The 15,568-nt window shown below is 65.1% G+C and carries 17 protein-coding genes; 10 read left to right on the top strand and 7 right to left on the bottom strand.

Annotated features, from left to right (window positions below; all coding sequences use genetic code 11):
• Positions 1 to 44 precede the first annotated feature (44 nt).
• Positions 45 to 311 (bottom strand): TIGR04438 family Trp-rich protein, encoded by a 267-nt coding sequence (locus tag GTZ97_RS11740; RefSeq protein WP_161650828.1) that lies wholly within the window; start codon positions 309 to 311, stop codon positions 45 to 47.
• Between the two features lie 119 nt (positions 312 to 430).
• On the opposite strand from GTZ97_RS11740, the gene GTZ97_RS11745 reads away from it, so the two are divergent.
• On the top strand, positions 431 to 751 hold the full coding sequence (locus GTZ97_RS11745) for a c-type cytochrome (RefSeq protein WP_161650829.1): 321 nt from the start codon (positions 431 to 433) through the stop codon (positions 749 to 751).
• Positions 752 to 827: 76 nt separating this feature from the next.
• Here the strand turns inward: GTZ97_RS11745 and GTZ97_RS11750 are convergent, their stop codons facing one another.
• From GTZ97_RS11750 to acs, 4 genes are all read right to left on the bottom strand, one after another.
• Positions 828 to 1,202: a hypothetical protein gene (locus GTZ97_RS11750; protein ID WP_161650830.1), complete on the bottom strand. Its 375-nt coding sequence runs from the start codon at positions 1,200 to 1,202 to the stop codon at positions 828 to 830.
• Positions 1,203 to 1,351: 149 nt separating this feature from the next.
• Positions 1,352 to 3,205 carry a sodium:solute symporter family protein gene (locus GTZ97_RS11755; RefSeq protein WP_161650831.1) on the bottom strand — a complete coding sequence of 618 codons (1,854 nt, stop codon included), beginning with the start codon at positions 3,203 to 3,205 and terminating at the stop codon, positions 1,352 to 1,354.
• Between the two features lie 16 nt (positions 3,206 to 3,221).
• On the bottom strand, positions 3,222 to 3,482 hold the full coding sequence (locus tag GTZ97_RS11760) for a DUF4212 domain-containing protein (RefSeq protein WP_161650832.1): 261 nt from the start codon (positions 3,480 to 3,482) through the stop codon (positions 3,222 to 3,224).
• Positions 3,483 to 3,956: 474 nt separating this feature from the next.
• Entirely contained in the window at positions 3,957 to 5,945 is a 1,989-nt protein-coding gene (acs, locus tag GTZ97_RS11765; protein ID WP_161650833.1) for an acetate--CoA ligase, read from the bottom strand.
• Between the two features lie 328 nt (positions 5,946 to 6,273).
• Between acs and GTZ97_RS11770 the strand changes: the two genes are divergently transcribed.
• From GTZ97_RS11770 to GTZ97_RS11810, 9 genes are all read left to right on the top strand, one after another.
• Complete coding sequence (locus GTZ97_RS11770) at positions 6,274 to 6,807, top strand: DUF2062 domain-containing protein (protein WP_161650834.1); 534 nt, start codon at positions 6,274 to 6,276, stop codon at positions 6,805 to 6,807.
• 94 nt (positions 6,808 to 6,901) lie between these two features.
• Positions 6,902 to 9,157: a hydrogen gas-evolving membrane-bound hydrogenase subunit E gene (gene mbhE, locus GTZ97_RS11775; RefSeq protein ID WP_236651177.1), complete on the top strand. Its 2,256-nt coding sequence runs from the start codon at positions 6,902 to 6,904 to the stop codon at positions 9,155 to 9,157.
• Positions 9,157 to 9,603, top strand: coding sequence for an MnhB domain-containing protein (locus GTZ97_RS11780; protein ID WP_161650836.1), 447 nt, complete (start codon positions 9,157 to 9,159; stop codon positions 9,601 to 9,603). Before mbhE ends, GTZ97_RS11780 begins: the two co-directional genes overlap by 1 nt.
• Complete coding sequence (locus GTZ97_RS11785) at positions 9,600 to 10,010, top strand: sodium:proton antiporter (RefSeq protein ID WP_161650837.1); 411 nt, start codon at positions 9,600 to 9,602, stop codon at positions 10,008 to 10,010. Before GTZ97_RS11780 ends, GTZ97_RS11785 begins: the two co-directional genes overlap by 4 nt.
• Positions 10,007 to 11,461, top strand: a complete 1,455-nt coding sequence (locus GTZ97_RS11790) for a proton-conducting transporter transmembrane domain-containing protein (RefSeq protein WP_161650838.1) — start codon at positions 10,007 to 10,009, stop codon at positions 11,459 to 11,461. Before GTZ97_RS11785 ends, GTZ97_RS11790 begins: the two co-directional genes overlap by 4 nt.
• 13 nt (positions 11,462 to 11,474) lie before the next feature.
• Positions 11,475 to 11,843 (top strand): Na+/H+ antiporter subunit E, encoded by a 369-nt coding sequence (locus GTZ97_RS11795; RefSeq protein WP_161650839.1) that lies wholly within the window; start codon positions 11,475 to 11,477, stop codon positions 11,841 to 11,843.
• The gene (locus GTZ97_RS11800) at positions 11,840 to 12,133 is read left to right on the top strand and encodes an MrpF/PhaF family protein (RefSeq protein WP_161650840.1); all 294 of its coding nucleotides are present in this window, start codon (positions 11,840 to 11,842) and stop codon (positions 12,131 to 12,133) included. The genes GTZ97_RS11795 and GTZ97_RS11800 overlap by 4 nt, the downstream gene beginning before the upstream one ends.
• Complete coding sequence (gene mnhG / locus GTZ97_RS11805) at positions 12,130 to 12,459, top strand: monovalent cation/H(+) antiporter subunit G (RefSeq protein ID WP_161650841.1); 330 nt, start codon at positions 12,130 to 12,132, stop codon at positions 12,457 to 12,459. Before GTZ97_RS11800 ends, mnhG begins: the two co-directional genes overlap by 4 nt.
• Before the next feature lie 119 nt (positions 12,460 to 12,578).
• The gene (locus GTZ97_RS11810; RefSeq protein ID WP_201748269.1) at positions 12,579 to 14,105 is read left to right on the top strand and encodes a fumarate hydratase; all 1,527 of its coding nucleotides are present in this window, start codon (positions 12,579 to 12,581) and stop codon (positions 14,103 to 14,105) included.
• A 21-nt stretch (positions 14,106 to 14,126) separates the two neighbouring features.
• Here the strand turns inward: GTZ97_RS11810 and GTZ97_RS11815 are convergent, their stop codons facing one another.
• Both GTZ97_RS11815 and GTZ97_RS11820 read right to left on the bottom strand, forming a co-directional pair.
• A complete protein-coding gene (locus tag GTZ97_RS11815; protein WP_161650842.1) occupies positions 14,127 to 15,104 on the bottom strand; it encodes a patatin-like phospholipase family protein in 978 nt (325 codons plus the stop codon).
• On the bottom strand, positions 15,101 to 15,535 hold the full coding sequence (locus GTZ97_RS11820; protein WP_330863605.1) for a host attachment protein: 435 nt from the start codon (positions 15,533 to 15,535) through the stop codon (positions 15,101 to 15,103). The genes GTZ97_RS11815 and GTZ97_RS11820 overlap by 4 nt, the downstream gene beginning before the upstream one ends.
• Positions 15,536 to 15,568 lie beyond the last annotated feature (33 nt).

Below are 15,568 nucleotides of genomic sequence, written 5' to 3' on the forward strand. Positions count from 1 at the left end.
GCGTCAACAGCGAGGCAGCCCCACGCGCAGCGGGGCCGATCGGCTCACTTTCCGCGTTTCTTATCCTGCTTTTCCTGCAAGCCGAGCGCGTCGAGGTGTTGCCGTCGGCGCGCCTCGCGCTTATCGGCCATCTTCTGCATGGCCTTGCGCTTGTTCCATCCGGTCGCATCGGCCCAAGACCACCACGCCACGGCCAGGGCAAACGGCGCCAGCATCAACCACCACTGCTCCCGCCATGTCCACTCCCCGACCGGACCGATGCCCGCCAGGTTCATCACCAGCAGGGCCACGCCCAATCCCACGAACCACATCGCTCACCTCTTCATCTCGCGGACGCCTCGGCATTGTTTGGGGCGGGTCAACCGAGGACGCCACGAAAACGTTTATAAAGTACCCCTGAACTGTAACGGACCCACTGGAAGGATTCCCCATGAAATTCCTGTCCTCCATCCTGGCGGTTGCCGCGCTGGCGGCCGCCTCGGTGACCCCGGCTCTGGCCAGCCAGCAACTGGCCCAACAGAAGGCCTGTCTGGCGTGCCACGCTGTTGACAAGCCCATGCTGGGCCCCTCCTTCAAGGCGGTGGCTGACAAGTACCGCGGCCAGAAAGGCGCGGACGCCAAGCTGGCTCAGAAGATCGTCAAGGGCGGTGGCGGTGTCTGGAACATGCCCATGGGCGCCATGCCCCCGCAGGCCCAGGTCAAGGAAGCCGAAGCACTCCAGTTGGCCCAGTGGGTGCTGTCACTGAAATGAAGGCGGCGGGCCATGGGCCCGCGTCTCCCGTTTTGTCATCAACCCCGCCCCAGGCGGGGTTTGTTGCTTCTGGCGCTTACTTGGCCGCGGCCTTGGTCATCGCCGACGCGCGCTTGCCCAGCCCCAGTCCGTGGGCGTGACGGCTTAGCGCAAACGACGCCAACAGCTTGACCCACAACGTCGACCCGGCCAGCGCCACCCAGTCCTCCTGGGACAGCGCTTGAAAGCCGAGCACGGACACCAGCAAGCCGACCAGGACCAAGCCACCGACGAGGTTGATGGCCATCTCATAAGGCGCGTAGCGCTCGGCGTCAGCCGGGGCGACCCCCTTCTTCAGCGCCACCTCGGAAAAGTCTCGTCGAGCCAGGATGCGCCACGCACGGCGCAACCAGAAAAAGGCCACAGGGAAGAGGGCCAGCAGGAAAAGCCAGTTGAAGATGAAGATGCTCATGTCAGCCACCTGAATCACACAGCGCCATGATGTGGCGCTGCGACAGCCCGAAGCCATTGTGAACCAGAACAACGGGGCCGGCCACGGGTGACCGACCCCTGCCGCACGCCCGCCGGGGTCACCGGCGTGCGTGCGGGATACTCACACCGTCAGTGTGACACTGCCTGACCAGCACCCTTCGGTGCGCGCACCGAATCCACCATCGCAGCGATGTGCGAGGGCACAGGTGCGGACATCTTGCTGACCAGGAAGGCCACCGCGAAGTTCACCAGCGCCCCCACCGTGCCGAAGGCTTCTGGCGTCACGGTGAAGAAGCTGTTGGCACCGCCGATCAGGTCCAGGTACTCGGTGCCCTTCACGAAGAAGATGCCCTTGTGCGCGAACACGTAGAACAGCGTCACAGCCAAGCCTGCGATCATGCCGGCCGATGCACCCTTGTCGGTGATGGTCTTGCTGAAGATGCCCATCATCAAGGCCGGGAAGATCGTCGAAGCAGCGATCCCGAAGGCCAGTGCCACCGTCCCGGCCGCGAAGCCCGGCGGGTTCAGACCCAGGTAACCCGCCACGAAGATGGCGCCTGCCATGGCGATCTTGCCAGCCAGCAGCTCGTTCTTCTCGCTGATGTTGGGGTTGATGGCGCCCTTGATCAGGTCGTGCGAGATCGCAGACGAGATGGCCAGCAACAGACCGGCTGCGGTCGACAGCGCCGCTGCAAGACCACCCGCTGCCACCAGCGCAATCACCCAGTTGGGCAGCTGTGCGATTTCCGGGTTGGCCAGCACGATGATGTCGGCGTTCACGGTCAGCTCGTTGCCCTTCCAGCCTGCAGCTTCGGCCTTGGCCAGCACAGCTTCGTTCTTGGTGTCATCCTTGTAGTACTGGATGCGACCGTCGCCGTTCTTGTCTTCCCACTTCAGCAGGCCGGTCTTTTCCCAGCGCTTCATCCAGTCCGGACGCTGTTCATAGACCAGGCTGGCCTCGGGAGCGAACATGTCAGGCTTGGCCTTGACCACCTCCGGGTTCACCACCAGCTGACCGGTTTCGTCCTGCGTGATCCCCACGGCCGAGTTGGTCGTGCCGAACAGGTTCAGACGGGCCATGCCGCCCACGGCAGGCGCCGTGGTGTACAGCAACGCGATGAAGATCAGCGCCCAACCTGCCGAGTAACGTGCATCCGCCACCTTGGGAACGGTGAAGAAGCGCACGATCACGTGAGGCAAGCCGGCGGTGCCGATCATCAGCGAGATGGTGTAGAACACCATGTTGATGGTGCTGCCCGCAGCCGTCGTGGTGTACTGGCCGAAGCCGAGGTCGCTCACCACCTGATCCAGCTTGGTCAGCAGGGACACGTCCGTACCAGCCAGGTTGGCACCCAGACCCAGCTGCGGCAGGAACGTCCCCGTCAGGTTCAGCGAGATGAAGAACGCCGGCACCAGGTAGGCCAGGATCAGCACGATGTACTGAGCCACCTGGGTATAGGTGATGCCCTTCATGCCACCGAACACCGCGTAGGCAAACACGATGGCCATGCCGATGTAGATGCCCTGGTCGCTCGACACACCGAGGAAGCGTGCGAAGGTCACACCCACGCCGGTCATCTGCCCGATGATGTAGGTGATCGAGGCCACCAGCAGGCAGACGACGGCCACGTTGCGCGCCAGTTGCGAGTAGTACCGATCGCCGATGAACTCAGGCACGGTGAACTTGCCGAACTTGCGCAGATACGGTGCCAGCAGGCAGGCCAGCAGCACATAGCCGCCCGTCCAGCCCATCAGGAACACAGCGCCGCCGTAGCCCATGTTGGAAATGAGGCCCGCCATCGAGATGAACGAAGCGGCCGACATCCAGTCAGCCGCCGTGGCCATGCCGTTGGTCACAGGGTGCACCCCGCCGCCGGCAACATAGAAGTCCTTGGTGCTGCCCGCCCGGGCCCACACGGCAATGCCGATGTAGAGCGCGAACGTGGCGCCCACGATCAGATAGGTAAGGGTCTGAAGATCCATTTCGTGTGCCTCGCGATCAGTCTTCCTGCATGCCGAACTGGCGGTCGATGTCACCCATCTTCTTGGCGTACCAGAAGATCAGCGCAATGAACACGTAGATGGAGCCCTGCTGGGCGAACCAGAACCCGAGCGGATACCCGCCGAGCTTGATGCTGTTGAGCGCGGAAGCAAACAAAATGCCGGCGCCGTAGGACACAACGGCCCAGATGACCAATACTTTGGTCAATAGCTTCAGCGTTGCAGACCAATAGGCCTTTGCGTTGTCGTCAGTCGTCATGGACATTCTCCTCGAAGTGTCATGTGCAAGAGCTGGCGTTGACGTTCGCCATGGGTTTCATCCAGCCGAAACGAGCGCTTTTGGCGCCACGACTCGAAACTGAATGGTCGGGTATGAGAATGGATTGGCCCGCCCGGGCTGACCCACGTCGCGTCACCGGCTGAGGCAGAAAGGCAAATCAGTGGGCGCCGCCCTCCAACGGCCTGACGACCGTGCCGTTTAACCTTTCTGACCATGCGATGCTCCTCGTGCGAGACAGGTGCGACGACGCTTGTGGCGTATTCACCCCCTTATCCTGGGGGGATCCAGTCAATTTGTGATGAGGGCAAATACTCGGTGCGAGGGTTTATCCGTGATCTTCACACGCACCTCCGAAAGATACTTTGCTACCAATGAATTGGTGCGCGTCAAAACAATCCCGGCCATATTCGATGGCCGGGAAAAGAATTTGCAGAAATGTGATTCAGGCGGTGCTCAGTTACTCTGAGCCAGCTGATCGAGGATGGCTGGGTTTTCCAGCGTGCTGGTGTCCTGGGTGACCGTTTCACCCTTGGCAATCACCCGCAGCAAACGCCGCATGATTTTCCCCGACCGGGTTTTGGGCAGGTTATCCCCAAACCGGATGTCCTTGGGCTTGGCAATCGGGCCAATCTCTTGTGCAACATGGTCGCGCAACGTCTTGGCAAGTGCCTTGGCCTCTTCGCCTTCCGGACGCGGACGCTTGAGCACCACAAAGGCACAGATCGCCTCGCCCGTCACATCGTCGGGGCGACCCACCACGGCCGCCTCGGCCACCAGCGGGTGCGACACCAGCGCCGACTCGATCTCCATCGTCCCCATCCGGTGGCCCGACACGTTCAGCACGTCATCGATGCGACCGGTGATCGTGAAGTACCCCGTCTCGGCATCGCGGATCGCCCCGTCACCGGCCAGGTAGTACGTCCCGCCAAAGTCCGCCGGGTAGTAGCTCTTCTTGAACCGCTCGGCATCGCCCCAGATCGTGCGGATCATCGACGGCCAGGGCTTGCGCACCACCAGCACGCCGCCCTGCCCCCACGGCACTTCCTTGCCCGTCTCATCCACCACCGCCGCATCAATGCCCGGGAACGGCAGCGTGCACGAGCCCGGCGTCAGCGCATGTGCGCCCGGCAGCGGGGTGATCATGTGGCCGCCGGTTTCGGTCTGCCAGAAGGTGTCCACGATCGGGCAGCGGCCGCCGCCGATTTCCTTGTGGTACCACTGCCAGGCCGCCGGGTTGATCGGCTCGCCCACCGTGCCCAGCAGCCTCAGGCTGGACAGGTCGAACTTGCGGGGATGCACCTCGGCCTGTGTCTCGGCCGCCTTGATCAGCGCCCGGATGGCCGTCGGTGCGGTGTAGAAGATCGAGACCTTGTGGGCCTCGATCATGCGCCAGAACCGTGCCGCATCCGGATAGGTGGGCACACCTTCAAACACAACCTGGGTCGCAGCGTTGGCCAGCGGGCCATACGCCACATATGTGTGACCGGTGACCCAGCCGATGTCGGCCGTGCACCAGAAGACGTCGCTGGGCTGGATGTCGAACGTCCAGCGCATGGTCAGCGCCGCATGCAGCAGGTAGCCGCCCGTGCTGTGCTGCACGCCCTTGGGCTTGCCGGTCGAGCCCGACGTGTACAGCAAAAACAGCGGGTGTTCGGCTTCGACCCACTCCGGCTCGCACGTCTCGGCCTGGCCCGCCAGCGCCTCATGCAGCCACAGGTCGCGGCCTTCGGTCATCGCCACCTTGCCGCCCGTGCGCTGGTTGACCAGCACACGCTTGATTGACTCGCAGCCGCCCAGCGCCAGCGCCTCATCCACGATCTGCTTGAGCGGCAGCGTCTTGCCGCCGCGCACCTGCTCGTCGGCCGTCAGAATCATCACGGCGCCGGCGTCTTCCACGCGGTCGCGCAGACTTTGTGCCGAGAAGCCGCCGAACACGACCGAGTGGGTGGCCCCGATGCGGGCACACGCCTGCATCGCCACCACGCCCTCGACCGACATCGGCATGTAGATGACAACCCGGTCGCCCTTGTTCACGCCCTGCGCCTTCAGCGCATTGGCCAGCCGGCACACCCGCTTGAGCAACTCGCCGTAGCTCACTTTGCTCACGGCCCCATCATCGGCTTCGAAGATGATGGCCGTGCGCTCGCCCAGCCCGGCTTCCACATGCCGGTCCAGGCAGTTGTACGACACGTTCAGCAGCCCGTCGTCAAACCACTTGTAAAACGGCGCCTGGCTCTCGTCGAGCACCTTCGTGAACGGCCGCTTCCAGCTCAGCAGCTCTCGCGCGTGACGCGCCCAATACCCCTCGTAGTCAGACTGCGCCTCCGCGCACAGCCGGTCGTACGCCGCTCGACCACTCACGTGCGCAGCACGCTCGAACGCTTCCGGGACAGGCACGAGGGGGGTGGCGACAGCAACGTCGCTCTGGAGAATGGCATTCATGTTGCAGGTTCCGTGGTCTTGCGCTTGTGGCGCCTTGTAGCGATCGGCCGGAGCACCCGTGATGCGGTGTCCCAGCACAGGCGAGACCTTGCGCCCGTCCCCACAATTTGTTGCTTCGTAGTATCCCTGTTCCTTTTTGACACATGCTTGTCCAACCGACCGCCTGCCACCGTCGAGCCGTCGTCAGGGCACGGTGCGAAGGACACGGATGGTGATTCGTCCCGCTTTCCCATGGTTCGCGCCGGCGACCGTCTTGACAGACCGATGTCTTCACAGCAACATCCAACAAGAGGAAGTTCGCCAGTGAGCCGCGATCCGCTCGCCCGTCATGCTGCACCACACCAAAAAATGGATTCCCTCCCGGGAAGAGTTGCTGTCCAAGCCATGGCTGCGTCCGCTGTGGCCGTATCTGCGTGACGACCGACTCTGGCACCTGAACCGCCACAGCGTCGCGAAGGCGGTGGCCATTGGCCTGTTTTTCGGGCTGCTGTTGCCCGTGGCGCAGATTCTGTTCGCCGTCCTTGTGGCCGTGGCGCTACGGGGTCATGTCGCGATCTGTGCCGCTTGTACGCTGATCACCAATCCCTTTACCTTTCCGCCGATCTACTGGCTTGCCTACCAGATTGGTTCCGGCATTCTGGGACAGGGGCTGGACCCGGTGACCGCCGAAATGGTGGCGCAACAACGCGAGACGCTTGCCGCTCAGCACGGCTGGCTGGAAGGACTGTGGATGACGCTGCAGTCGGCGGGCGCGCCCCTGGCCCTCGGGCTCGTGATCCTGGCGGTGGTGATGTCCGTGCTGGGCTACGCGCTGGTTCACTTCTTCTGGAAGCCGCACCACGGCCAGACCCCACACGCCTGAGGCGGCCGGCCCCACGCGCCGGGAATGAAGGCAGCCTGCGTTATGCTTGCGGGCTATGTCGCCATCTCACCCTGACCACGATTCGCATGCCGGCATGGGCGCTCTGGCTTGTGTCGCGTTCACCCTGCTGCCATTGGCCGCCCTGAGCGGGCTATGCTGGCTGCTGTGGCAACATGATCTTCCGCTGACTGGCAGCCTTCCATGGATGGAAGGCGCCGGCGTCGCGGCGGCCTGGCGCATCGATGGGTTGTCGGCGCTGTTTCTGCTGATGATCACCGGGGTGGGTACAGCCGTGTTCGTGTATGCCGGCGGCTACCTGGCGGGCCACCGGTATCAGCAGCGGTTGTATACGCTGCTGACGCTGTTCATGCTGGCCATGATCGGTTGCGTCACGGCCGACAACCTGATCTTCCTGTTCGTCTTCTGGGAACTGACCAGCCTGACCTCTTTCCTGCTGGTCGGCTTCAACCACGAGGAAGAGAAAAGCCGTAAATCGGCCCAACAGGCTTTGTTGGTCACGGGCTCCGGCGGGCTGGTTCTGCTGGCCGGTTTCCTCACGCTCGGGCATGTTGCGGGCACCTACGAGATCTCGCAGCTCGTGCGAACCGTGCCCGACTTGCCCGCCAGCCCGGCGCTGACCACCGCCATGCTGCTGATCGTCATCGGCTGCTTTACCAAGAGCGCGCAGTTCCCCTTCCACTTCTGGCTGCCCAATGCAATGGCCGCGCCCACCCCGGTGTCCGCCTACCTGCACTCGGCCACGATGGTGAAGCTGGGCATCTATCTGATGGCCAGGCTGGATCCCGCCTTCGGTCACGACGACCTGTGGGCCACCTTGCTGATGGGCGCCGGCTCCGTCACGGCGGCCTGGGGCATGACGCTGGCCCTGCGCGAGCGCGACCTCAAGCGCATCCTGGCGTGGTCTACCGTGGCCACACTGGGCACGCTGACCATGCTGATCGGAATCAAGGGCTCCGCGGCCACCGTGGCGGTGGCCGCCCTCCTGTTGGCCCACGCACTGTACAAGGCCCCTCTGTTCTTCGTGGCGGGCAACATCGACCATGGCACCGGCACCCGCATCATCGACAAGCTCGGCGGCCTGCGCCACGCCATGCCCTGGACGGCGCTGGCCGCGGTGCTGGCAGGCATGTCGATGGCGGGCATGCCGCTGTCCTTCGGCTACGTGGTCAAGGATGTCATCTCAGAAGTGAAAAACGCCGAAGACGTGCTGGCATTCGCTCGGGCAGCCAATACCCTGTTTGGCGCCATCGCCCTGGCGGTGGCGGGGGTGGCGGCGATCCGGGTGTTCTGGCGCCACCCGGGCATCAACGTCACGCCGCCCGACGCGCATGAGGGCAACCCCGCCATGGTCCTGCCCCCGCTGACACTGGCCGCCATCGGCATCTTCCTGGGCCTGATGCCCGCCTATGCAGACACGCTCGTCGCTCAGGCCGCTCAGGCCATGACCGGCGCAGCCATGGCGCCCGAGCCTGGCCTGGCACCCAACTGGGGGCACGCACTCAGCGCCATGGGCGTGGCCCTGGTGGTTGGCGCCCTGATCTTCTGGTTCTGGGATCCGCTGCACCGCTTCATGGGCCGCTTTGCCCGGCCGCTGGACACCTTTGGCATGCCGGCGCAGTACGAGCGCATGCTCAAGGCCATTCCCGCGGGCGCGGCCGCCCTGACGCGCGGGCTGCAACATGGTGAACAGCCGGCCTACCTGGCCACGGTGATCGGCTTCAGTACGGTGCTGTTGCTGGGCGTCGTGGGCGCCGTGGCTGGCGAGCTGTCCTGGCCGGCCTGGGACGCCGTGCACCTGGGCGGCGCCGCCGCGTTGGTCATGATCTGCCTGGGCGGACTGTTCGCATGCGCGCTGCGCAACCGACTCGTGCTGCTGCTGACCAGCGGGCTTGTGGGCTACGGCAGCGCCGTGTTCTTTCTGTTCAGCGGTGCACCCGATCTGGCTTTCACGCAATTCACGGTGGAAACCGTGTTCGTGGTGGTCGTGGCCGGCGTGCTGCTGCGGCTCAAGCGCATCGGCCATGCAGCCAGCCTCAATGAGCCACGCTGGCGGCCGGGCGCAGCCCTGCTGGCAGCCGGCTTTGGCCTGGCTCTCACGGCCCTGCTGATGCTGGCCCTGGGGCACCCGTTCGACCCCGCACTCACCCAGTATTTCTCTGAACACAGTGTCCCGGATGCGCACGGCCGCAACGTGGTCAACGTCATTCTGGTCGACTTCCGGGCGCTGGACACCATGGGCGAAGTCGCCGTCGTGGCCCTGTCTTTCCTGGCTGCTCTGCCACTGCTCGGTTTGCTGCGCGATCGTCAGCCCGCCAAGGAGTCTCGCTGATGAACTTGTCTCCCATCATCCTCAGGGTGGCTGCGCGCCCGCTGTACTGGCTGATTCTGGCGGTCTCCGTCTGGGTGCTGCTGCGCGGCCACAACGAGCCCGGCGGGGGGTTCATCGGCGCGCTGGTCGCCGTGAGCGCCACGGTGCTGTGGGGCGTGGCGCATTCGCCTGCCGCTGCCCAGGCTCGCCTGCCCATGGGCTCGTGCCTCGGTCTGGCGGCGCTGGGCGTGGTCTGCGCCGTGGCATCCGGTCTGCCGCCCCTGCTCGATGGCGGCAGCTTTCTTCACCATTGGTGGGGCAGCGTGAACCTGGGCTTCACGGAATTCGCCATCTCGACGGTGCTGCTGTTTGACCTCGGCGTGTACCTGGCTGTCTGGGGCGCTCTGAGCGGTTACGCTCTCGGCCTCATCGCGCAGGACGATGAGATCGTGGAGGATCGCTCATGACCTGGCTGCTCGCCTTGACCATCTGGGTGACCTTGAGTACCGGGCTCTACCTCACGCTGTCTCGCGACCTGTTGCGCTGCGTGCTGGGGTTGGCCATCGTCGGCAGCGGCGCCAATCTGCTGTTGTTCCTGACCGGGCGCATCGGCTCGGGCCAGCCGCCCGTCGTGCCGCTGGGCGAGACGGTGCTCAGCCAGGCAGCCAATCCACTGCCTCAGGCACTCGTGCTGACGGCCATCGTGATCGGTTTCGCCCTCATGTGCTTCTCACTGGTGCTGGTCTTGCGTCTCATCGAACGCCAGCGCACGGATGACGTGCTGGACCTGCGCCTGGCCGAACCCCCGGGCGGCGACGGTGTGAAACCCCCGTTGCCGACTCCGGCAGCCGATGCCCGGGAGGCTCGCACATGAGCCATCCTGCCCTCGTCATCGCCCCGGTGATCATTCCACTGAGCACGGCGATGCTCACGGCCTGGGCTTACCGTCGGCCCGCTCTGCAGACCGCCATCAGCCTGGCCGGCGTGCTGGCCTTTCTGCTGGCGGCCATCGGCCTGCTTCAGAGCGTCGACGCGCAAGGCCATCTGGCCATGCAGTTCGGCAACTGGGAAAAGCCGTTTGGCATCGCCTTCCTCATAGACCGCACCGGTGCTTCACTCGTCCTCATCACGGCCTTGATGGGCACCGCATCGCTGGTATTCCTGTTGAGCGATGCTGACCCAGGCAGCCGCCACCCGCTCACTCTGCCCCTGGTTCACGGCGTGCTGGCTGGGGTCAGCGGGTCGTTCTGCACGGCCGACCTGTTCAACCTGTATGTGTGGTTCGAGGTCATGCTGATCTGTTCGCTGGGGTTGTTTGCCATCGGACGCCGGATCGACCAGCTGGACGGCACCTTCAAGTACATGGCCCTCAATCTGGTCGGCACCCTGCTGTTGTTGATGAGCGTAGGCATGATCTACGCCGCAACGGGCCATCTCTACTTCGGCGCACTGTCGGAGGCCTATGCCACTTTGCCGCCTGGCCTGGCCTTGGCTCTGCTGACGGCACTGACACTGGCCTTCCTGATGAAAGCCGGTGCCTTCCCACTGTTCGCCTGGTTGCCCGCGGCCTATCACACCCTGCCCGCGCCCGTGCTCGCGCTGTTCGCCGGTTTGCTCACCAAGGTGGGCGTGTACACGGTGCTGCGGACCCTGGGTGACGTGTTCACCCCGGCGCCCGGTCTGCTGATGGAGGCCCTGGGCTGGATCGCCGTGGCCACGATGGTGACAGGTGTCCTGGGGGCCGCCTACCACTGGGACATCCGCCGCATCCTGGCCTTCCACATCGTCAGCCAGATCGGCTACATCCTGCTGGGCATCGCGCTCAACACTGAAGCCGGTTTTACCGCCACGCTGTTCTACACGCTGCACCACATCGTGGTGAAGGCCAACCTCTTCCTCATTGGTGCCATCGTGTGGTTCTGGACCGGCAGCTACGATCTGCGCCGCGTGGGAGGCTTGTACGCCGCACGTCCGCTGCTGGCCGTGCTGTTCCTGATACCGGCGCTGTCGCTGGTCGGCATCCCGCCGCTGTCAGGCTTCTGGGCCAAATTCCTGGTGCTGCAGGAGGCCATCGCGCAGGGACGAGTCGCCTGGACGGTGGCGGCCCTGCTGGTCAGCGTGCTCACGCTGTACTCGATGATGAAGATCTGGATGGAAGCCTTCTGGAAACCGCACCCCGAAGGCGCACTGGCGCCGGTCCAGGGGCGCATCTGGCCGGCTTACTTGGCCACCACCAGCCTGGCTGGCATCACCCTGTGGATCGGCCTGGCGCCGCAGCATCTGCTGGCGTTCGCCCAGGCCGCCGCGCGCAGCTTCAACCTCTGACCCGCGCACGCCCATGGTTCAATTCCTTCTGCACCCCCTGTCCAGCGTGATCCTGCTGCTGCGCTTTCTGGTGGCGGTGGTCATCTCGGGCTGGCAGACCATCCTGGTCATCCTCAAGGGCAACTTTGACCCGGCCCATGCGCCTCAGGCGGGCTTCGTGCGCATGCGCTTTGCCCCCATGGATGAGACCGGCGCGGCCTTGTTGGGCTGCCTGATCTCGCTGACCCCCGGCACCACCACCATCGACATCGACATGGCACGGCGCGAGATGCTGCTGCACATGCTGGACACCCGCGACCCAGATGGGGCTATCGACGGCATCCGCCGCGATTTCGAGCGCTATGTCGTGGTGATTTTTGGCGAGAAAGGACGTACCGCATGACGCTCACCTTGCTGGTCCTCTTCAGCAGCGTCTCGGTGGCGCTGGCGGTGTACCGCATCGTCAGCGGCCCCACACACGCCGACCGGGTGGTGGCACTCGATATCCTGCTGGCAGCCGGCGTGGCCTTGTGCATCGCCGCGGCGCTGTACACCGAGCGCACGGTCTTTCTGGATGTCGGCATAGGTCTGTCGCTGGTGGCCTTCGTCGCGACAATGGGCTGGGCACGGCTGATCGAACGCACGCCCCGAAAGGCCGCCGATGCCTCGTCCTCTGCCGGGAGCCAATCATGAGCATGGAATGGACCTCGCTTGTCGGCTCGGCCCTCATCATCCTGGGCGCCATCCTCCTGCTGATTGCCGGCTGGGGCGTCATTTCGCTGCCCGATGCGTTGTCGCGTCAGCACGCTGCCACCAAGGCTGGCACGCTGGCGCTGGCGCTCGTGTGCCTGGGCGCCATGGCGTGGATGGCGGACTGGGCCTGGACGATCCGGCTGACCTTCATCCTGATCTTCCTGCTGTGGACCCTGCCTGTGGCTTCGCACCTTCTCGCCCGTGCCGCCATGGCCGAGCAAGGCACCGACCTCGGCACCGGACGACCCGCGCAGGACCTCCACTGAGGCCGCCGGGATGCCCCGCACCCCGGCCCGGATTCGCTACACTTCCGGACGGCCCGCGGCCCATCCATGCTGCGGCACCCTGACCGCCGCCCACCAGGCGGCACAGCCCCACACCGATCATGACCACCATCCGCCACGACGACCTCGTTGAAAGCGTCGCAGCCGCGCTGCAGTACATCAGCTACTACCATCCGGCCGACTACATCGCCCACCTGGCGCGCGCCTATGAGCGCGAGGAAAGCCCGGCAGCCAAGGACGCGATCGCGCAGATCCTGACCAACTCGCGCATGTGCGCCGAGGGCCATCGCCCGATCTGTCAGGACACCGGCATCGTCAACGTGTTCCTGAAGATCGGCATGGGCGTGAAGTGGGAAGGCTTCGGCAACCGCAGCATCCAGGACGCCGTCGATGAAGGCGTGCGCCGCGGCTACAACAACCCCGACAACAAGCTGCGTGCCTCGGTGCTCAGCGACCCGATCTTCGAGCGCAAGAACACCAAGGACAACACGCCTGCCGTGGTCTTCATGGAGCTGGTGCCAGGCGACACCGTGGACGTGACGGTGGCGGCCAAGGGCGGCGGCTCCGAAAACAAGTCCAAGGTCTACATGCTCAACCCGTCCGACAACATCGTCGACTGGGTGCTCAAGACCGTGCCGACGATGGGCGCCGGCTGGTGCCCGCCCGGCATGCTGGGCATCGGTGTCGGTGGCACGGCCGAGAAGGCCGCCCTGCTGGCCAAAGAGTCGCTGATGGACGACATCGACATGTACGAGCTGCTGCAACGCGGCCCGCAGAACAAGCTCGAAGAGCTGCGCATCGAGCTGTACGAGAAGGTCAACGCTCTGGGCATTGGCGCACAAGGCCTAGGCGGCCTGACCACCGTGCTGGACGTCAAGATCAAGACCTACCCGACGCACGCGGCCTCCAAGCCGATCGCCATGATCCCGAACTGCGCGGCCACGCGCCACGCCCACTTCGTGATGGACGGCTCCGGCCCCGTCTACCTCGATCCGCCCAGCCTGGACCTGTGGCCCAATGTGCACTGGGCGCCCGACTACAACAGGAGCAAGCGCGTGGACCTCAACACGCTCACGCGCGACGAGGTGGCCAGCTGGAAGCCGGGCGACACCTTGCTCCTCAACGGCAAGATGCTCACCGGCCGCGACGCCGCGCACAAGCGCATCCAGGACATGCTGGCCAAGGGTGAGAAGCTGCCCGTGGACTTCACCAACCGCGTCATCTACTACGTGGGCCCCGTCGACCCGGTGCGCGACGAGGTGGTCGGCCCCGCTGGCCCCACCACCGCCACCCGCATGGACAAGTTCACCGACATGATGCTGGAGAAGACCGGCCTCATCAGCATGGTGGGCAAGGCCGAGCGCGGCCCCGCTGCCATCGAAGCCATCAAGAAGCACAAGTCGGCCTACCTGATGGCCGTGGGCGGCTCGGCCTATCTGGTTTCCAAGGCCATCAAGGCCGCCAAGGTGGTGGGCTTTGAAGACCTGGGCATGGAAGCCATCTATGAGTTCGACGTGGTCGACATGCCCGTGACGGTGGCGGTGGACGCCGGTGGCACCAGTGCCCACATCGAAGGGCCGAAGACCTGGCAGGCCAAGATCGGGAAGATTCCGGTCAGCGTGGCCTGATCGCGACCGCGGGCGGGTCAGCTAGCGGGCCCAGCCCGCCATGGCGGCCTGCCCCTCCTCGCGGCCCAACGCCATCAACTCGCTAATGCGCTCAGGGCTGTAATCGAAGTGGCCCGAGATGCCGTCATGCGGCAACGGCGACCGGCGAATGTGGATGCTGCGCGCGCGGCTCAGGCCGGCCGGTAGCGGGCGAGCCAGCTTGCCCTGCATGAACAAATCCATTGCCCGGTTCAGGCAGGCCAGACCCGCCTCTGGCAAGGCAGCGGCTTGCTTGGGCGCGTGCTCCACGGTGATCACCGTGAGGCCCTTGCCCTCGGGCGCCAGCCTGCCGCTGCGCTGTAAGTGGGTGAGCACCGGATCCAGCAGTGAATCGTGGGTCATGTCGCCATCCCAGTACACACGGTCGTCGATCTCGACCGGGTCAAAGCACACCGGGATGGCCGAGCTCGCGGCCAGATGCGCCGCCTGCAACGGCGTCTCGTCGCTGTGAAACAGGCGCAAGTCGCCGCTGAGCACGTCGACCGCGCCCACGCCCAGCCACGGCCCCCCGGCGGGCCACTCGGGCGGCACGATCTCGTCCTCCAGCAGGCGCCACATCGCCGATCGGTCCATCAGCGGCCCTTTGCGGCGATGCAGCCCAGCCAGCGGCTGCCATCGCGGCCAGGCCGGGTGATACAGGCGCGGATTGCCCACCAGGAGGCCGGTCAACAGGCCATTCCAGCTTCGGTCTTCGCGATCAACGGTCAGCGGCACAAAAGGCGTGGGCGCCACGGCGAGCCGCTCCGTCCACAAGGCCTCCAGCGCACGCGCGGATGCTTCAACGTCCTGACCGTGGCGCGCCACCAGGCCTGCATGTATCGCACCGATCGACACACCCGCCACACCAACCAGTCGCGCCCGGCTGTCGGCAAAGGCCGACGCCAACGACTGCCAGACACCGCACGAGTACGCGCCCAGGCTGCCGCCGCCGCTGAAGATCACGACCACGTCACCGCTCATGCGCCACCCGCCGGCTGTGGAAACAATCGATCGGCCAACTCGTGCGGTGGCAGGTAGACAAGCTGCTTGTTGAGTTCATCGCTGATGGCGTCGTCCACATGCGTGTCCATCGCCTGCCTGAGCAAGCCCAAAAAGCGCGGTGCGGCCACCACCCTCAGGACATCGAAACGTCCCTGCTGCCGGGCTTGGGCCAGGTGGTCGCAGACCTCGCGGGCGAAGCGCTCGGCTGCCAGACGCGTCTCATCCTCACCAGCAGACGATGTCACCGTGCTGTTGCGCCGGCCGTAGGCATCCCGACGCAGGTCACGGTCGCGTGCATGCGCGATTGGATCGGTCAACTCTTCCACCGGATCCAGGGCCCGCTCTGCGGGCCGCCATTGCAGGATCCGGGCGATGGCCTCGTCGGCCACGAGCACCCATGTTGTGGTCACGGCGGTTTGCTCCTGTGGATGGCCCCGAAGGGC

It is taken from the genome of Aquabacterium fontiphilum, assembly GCF_009909205.1.
In the GTDB taxonomy this organism is placed as follows: Bacteria; Pseudomonadota; Gammaproteobacteria; order Burkholderiales; family Burkholderiaceae_C; genus Aquabacterium; species Aquabacterium fontiphilum.

Coding starts and splice junctions, on each gene's coding strand:
- GTZ97_RS11790 (WP_161650838.1), top strand. CDS start 10,007: ATGAGCCATCCTGCCCTCGTCATCGCCCCGGTGATCATTCCACTGAGC.
- GTZ97_RS11810 (WP_201748269.1), top strand. CDS start 12,579: ATGACCACCATCCGCCACGACGACCTCGTTGAAAGCGTCGCAGCCGCG.
- GTZ97_RS11755 (WP_161650831.1), bottom strand. CDS start 3,205: ATGGATCTTCAGACCCTTACCTATCTGATCGTGGGCGCCACGTTCGCG.
- GTZ97_RS11785 (WP_161650837.1), top strand. CDS start 9,600: ATGACCTGGCTGCTCGCCTTGACCATCTGGGTGACCTTGAGTACCGGG.
- GTZ97_RS11740 (WP_161650828.1), bottom strand. CDS start 311: ATGTGGTTCGTGGGATTGGGCGTGGCCCTGCTGGTGATGAACCTGGCG.
- GTZ97_RS11760 (WP_161650832.1), bottom strand. CDS start 3,482: ATGACGACTGACGACAACGCAAAGGCCTATTGGTCTGCAACGCTGAAG.
- GTZ97_RS11745 (WP_161650829.1), top strand. CDS start 431: ATGAAATTCCTGTCCTCCATCCTGGCGGTTGCCGCGCTGGCGGCCGCC.
- GTZ97_RS11795 (WP_161650839.1), top strand. CDS start 11,475: ATGGTTCAATTCCTTCTGCACCCCCTGTCCAGCGTGATCCTGCTGCTG.
- GTZ97_RS11780 (WP_161650836.1), top strand. CDS start 9,157: ATGAACTTGTCTCCCATCATCCTCAGGGTGGCTGCGCGCCCGCTGTAC.
- GTZ97_RS11750 (WP_161650830.1), bottom strand. CDS start 1,202: ATGAGCATCTTCATCTTCAACTGGCTTTTCCTGCTGGCCCTCTTCCCT.
- acs (WP_161650833.1), bottom strand. CDS start 5,945: ATGAATGCCATTCTCCAGAGCGACGTTGCTGTCGCCACCCCCCTCGTG.
- GTZ97_RS11800 (WP_161650840.1), top strand. CDS start 11,840: ATGACGCTCACCTTGCTGGTCCTCTTCAGCAGCGTCTCGGTGGCGCTG.
- mbhE (WP_236651177.1), top strand. CDS start 6,902: ATGGGCGCTCTGGCTTGTGTCGCGTTCACCCTGCTGCCATTGGCCGCC.
- mnhG (WP_161650841.1), top strand. CDS start 12,130: ATGAGCATGGAATGGACCTCGCTTGTCGGCTCGGCCCTCATCATCCTG.
- GTZ97_RS11770 (WP_161650834.1), top strand. CDS start 6,274: ATGCTGCACCACACCAAAAAATGGATTCCCTCCCGGGAAGAGTTGCTG.
- GTZ97_RS11815 (WP_161650842.1), bottom strand. CDS start 15,104: ATGAGCGGTGACGTGGTCGTGATCTTCAGCGGCGGCGGCAGCCTGGGC.